We start from the raw sequence: 4,054 nt of genomic DNA on the forward strand, positions 1-4,054 counted from the left end.
TAGGATAAATAAATGGCATTTAATGAAAAATTAAAAGTGGAAGTAAGAAAAGCAGGGCACTTCAGTTGCTGTATTTGTCACTCACATGGAGTCGAAATTCATCACTTAGTTCCTCAATGCGACGATGGCCTTGATACTTTTGAAAATGCAGCTCCTCTTTGCCCATCTTGCCACGAAACTTATGGTGGAAACCCAACCAAGAGAAAATTCATAACAGAGGCAAGAGATTTCTGGTATGAAACTTGTGAAAAAAGATACTCATCTACAAGTATTCCGCTTAGTGATATAAAAAAGCTTATCGCTAGCTCGATCAATGAAGAGTTTTCAGATTTAAAAAAAATGTTAAGTCTATTGCCTAACAAGGAGGCGATAGCCGATGACAAGGTTCTTGGTGAAGTAGAAGTAGTCAATTATCTAATGACTAAATACCATAAAGAAGATACGGCCCCTCTTGAATTCTTTAATTGGATTTGGAATGACAATGATTTCCCAGAAATTAGATTGCAGTTTAAAAACAGGTATGGCGAATTGTTTTTTGAAATAGTTTGTAAGTATGCAATGCACGAAGCTAGTATGGATTTGAATGGCTTTACGGAAGAAAACTTTGATGAAGCAGTCAATAATCTAAGAAGTATTGTGAGTTTAATGTGCCTCCTTTCTGATGGATATGTCGATGCTAAGGTAATGACTGATGGTGATATTGTATGGCGACGAATTGCCTAACAAGAGACTATGGCGACAATAGTTAATTTTACACTTTTGGCGCTTCCCACATTACACCGTCTCTTCGCATCGAATTTAAGATAACGATCATCTTTCTAATACAGGCAATTATTGCTACTTTTTTAGGTTTACCTGCGGACAATAATCGTTGATATGTTGCTTTAAAAACAGGATTAGATTGCATAGCTGACATCATTGCCATGTATAAAACAGTTCGAACTTGTGTCCGTCCACCTTGTATTTTTCGGTGACCTTTATATCGCCCACTTTCTCTGTTCATTGGTGCAACACCGATTAAAGCGCTACCTTGTTTACTGTTTATATAACCTAATTCAGGTAAATTACTGATGAGAGAAGCTGCTGCTATTTTACCAATGCCTTTCATGCTTTGTAATATCTCATTTTTAGCGTGATATTCAGGACAACTTTCAATAAGTTTAGCTATTTTAGTTTCAATTTTCACAATCTAATTTTTAAAAAAAAGATGGGACACTCAGAGCTTTTTTATAAATAAACCTAACCGATGTGGCTACGGATTCCCCGTCCATTTTTATTGAAATGAACGACTGCTTTAGCAAGAGAAAACATGGATGTTTTCTCTAACCTCAGCCAATACAGGGACGTAATGTCTGAGGTGGTGCGTTAAAAAGCGGTTGGGCATTTCAATATTAAAAAATGGCTCGGGGCAGCCTTTCTTTTGGGCGAGTTATGCGACAGCATAATGTCACGAGCGGGCAAAGCTCTGCGTGACCTGTTTTCTTTGGCTGCACAAAGAGCATGACTCCCTCGAACTGCGAAACTGCGTTTCGGTTTCTCATCGTCTAAACGCCGTCAAGGGCGGAACTCCAACGATGAAAGTTACAACAAAAGCTCACAAGCGAAGGCTTGCAAACCAATCAAATCTGTTAGGTTAAAAACTCATTGAGATTCTCGACTAAACATCTCGAGAATGACGATCATAAATAAAAGACAGGTAACCACTTCAGCAAGGGAAAATATGGAGCGAATTGAACGACAGTTCAGGATCATTAGCGGGCGAAGCTCTGCGTGCCCTTCTTTCTCTAACCTCAGTCAGTACCGGGACGTAATATCTGAGGTGGTGCGTTAAGAAGTGGTTGGGCGCATAAGAATAAAAAACGTCTCGGACGACACTGCGTTTCGGTTTTTCATCGTCGGCTCCCCGCCAAAGGCGGAAATCCAACGCTGAAAAATAGAGAACAGATTACAAGCAAAAGCTGGAAATCAATCAATGCAGGCTGGTTGGTTAAACTCCGCTTTTAACGACAAACACTCCTTTTCGGCTAACCAGATAAAAAACAGCGCTAATATGCAAAACAGGGCGGAGGCGATAAATACCGCATAATAACTGAAATATTGTGCAATCCCCCCCACTATTAAACTGCTTAATAAAACGCTCAGCATTATGCTGTTATTAAACAGTGTTGAGGCCAAACCTATCTGTTTTTTCATCATATCCTGTACAACCAGCATACCTAAACTGGCATTGATACCAATAAACACACCGTTAAACAGCTGCAGTAACATAAACTGCCATAACTGTTGTGCAACTAGCAAACCGGTAAAAAATAAAAAGCCGCTAATACAAGCAATATAAATTAGTCGCGTTGCACCGAATCTTGGCGCAAGATAACCGGCGCCTAACATAATTGGAATTTCCACAAAGGCCGCAGTTCCCATCAGGTACCCCACCCATTTCGATTCAAAATTTAACTCTTGGGTGATATATAGGCTTATTGATGTGAGGTACATATTGTTGGCAGTAAAGACAAAAAAGATGCAGATTAAAAAGAATAATACGCCGGATATTTTTAGCCAGTTCACATCTTGCGAAGCAGACGCAACCTTTTCAAGGCGCACATTAGACATACCCAAACAAACAATAATAAATACCACTACAGCAAAAAAACCGGCAAGCAGAAAGGTTTGCTTAAAACCGAAAGAATCATTTATTAAAAAGGCCACGGGCGGCCCGACAACCCAGGCCATCGCCATGGTTGCACGCATCATAGTAACAAATGCTGGCGCTTTATCTGCAAGCTGTTTATCAGCATAATCACGCCCCATGCTGAAAATTTGCGGTAAACAAACCGCACTTAACGACATAAAAAAGATAACCGCAAATAAAATAGTGTAATAGTGGTGACTCATTGCCAAAAAAATCGTAGTGGTAATAAACCCGACTTGCCCGGCTAAAACAATATACTTGCGACTTAACCCTTTATCTGATTTTTTTGCTATATATTGCGAGACCAATACCCCACTTAACACCATGCAGGTAATTAAAATCCCCATGCTTATCGGTGTCGCATGAACTTCCTCAATCAAATAAAGACTTAATATGGGGTAAATGAACGCGGTACTTAGCCCGATAAAAAAACAGGTCAATAAATAGGTGATCGATTGTTTACTAAAGAACATGTGCGCGGCCTCATAGTTGAATAATTTATGCGTGTAATTTAGCAATTTAAAACGTAAGAAGTGATTCTTTTTAGGCTTCTTCTGATACTATCCAATCATATGCAATGGTTTACATGACAAAAAAGGAGTTGGTATTGAAACCAACTATAGAAAAAGTAAGCAATCAGCGTGATTTTAGCTGGCGAATCCACCATTATGATTCTTGTGATGCACAATTTGACTGGCATTATCATTTTGAATATGAAATTGTACTGCACCGTCATTTAACCGGAAAGTTGTTTGCCGGTGGCTATATTGGTGAAATAAAACATAATAACCTGACTATCTTTGGCCCGAAACTGCCTCACACAGTGATCCACCAAGCGAATGCTGATAACTCAAATAACAGCACCTATATCTTATGGTTTAGCCAGCAATGGATAAACCAACTGATTAATCAGTTTCCTGAGCTTAATAATCTAAAATCGTTATTAAGTAGCTCAATTCAGGGGTTGCAGTTTGACGACTTGACGGGTGAACGGGTATTTCAGCTTTTACAAGCGCATCAAACTTTCACGCCCGCGATGGGATTTAGCCGCTTAATCGAAGTGTTGGTTATTTTAAGTGAAGCAAAACAGGTAAAACGGTTAAACGCCTATAGTCTGCCAAAGATCGAAGATAATCCAAAAGAACTAAAGCTGGTACGAAAAGTCTCTGATTATATTGAATTAAATTTTCGTGATAATATTCAAGTTATTGATTTATGCAATGAAGTACATGTCAGTGAAAGCACCATTTATCGACTTTTTGAACGTCATTTTGTATGCAGCTTTTCTAACCATGTTAAAGAATTTAGAATCGGTAAAGCCTGTGAACTTTTGATTAACAGCAATACCAGCATTGCAATTATTGC

At 38.9% G+C, this 4,054-nt stretch carries 3 protein-coding genes and 1 pseudogene; 2 read left to right on the forward strand and 2 right to left on the reverse strand.

Translation table 11 applies throughout. The features are described from left to right. Positions 1-12: 12 nt before the first annotated feature. On the forward strand, positions 13-723 hold the full coding sequence (locus ACJAT7_RS18305; RefSeq protein ID WP_415228234.1) for an HNH endonuclease: 711 nt from the start codon (positions 13-15) through the stop codon (positions 721-723). A 28-nt stretch (positions 724-751) separates the two neighbouring features. On the opposite strand, the pseudogene ACJAT7_RS18310 reads toward ACJAT7_RS18305, so the two are convergent. Both ACJAT7_RS18310 and ACJAT7_RS18315 read right to left on the reverse strand, forming a co-directional pair. Continuing rightward, positions 752-1,189, reverse strand: a pseudogene (locus tag ACJAT7_RS18310) (transposase); the annotation flags it as partial. Positions 1,190-1,965: 776 nt separating this feature from the next. Continuing rightward, positions 1,966-3,162 carry a sugar efflux transporter gene (locus ACJAT7_RS18315; RefSeq protein WP_415228235.1) on the reverse strand — a complete coding sequence of 399 codons (1,197 nt, stop codon included), beginning with the start codon at positions 3,160-3,162 and terminating at the stop codon, positions 1,966-1,968. 134 nt (positions 3,163-3,296) lie between these two features. On the opposite strand from ACJAT7_RS18315, the gene ACJAT7_RS18320 reads away from it, so the two are divergent. Further along, a partial coding sequence (locus ACJAT7_RS18320) for a helix-turn-helix domain-containing protein (RefSeq protein ID WP_415228236.1) occupies positions 3,297-4,054 on the forward strand: 758 nt, incomplete at its 3' end.

The organism is Psychromonas sp. (genome assembly GCF_047632995.1).
Lineage (GTDB): Bacteria > Pseudomonadota > Gammaproteobacteria > Enterobacterales > Psychromonadaceae > Psychromonas.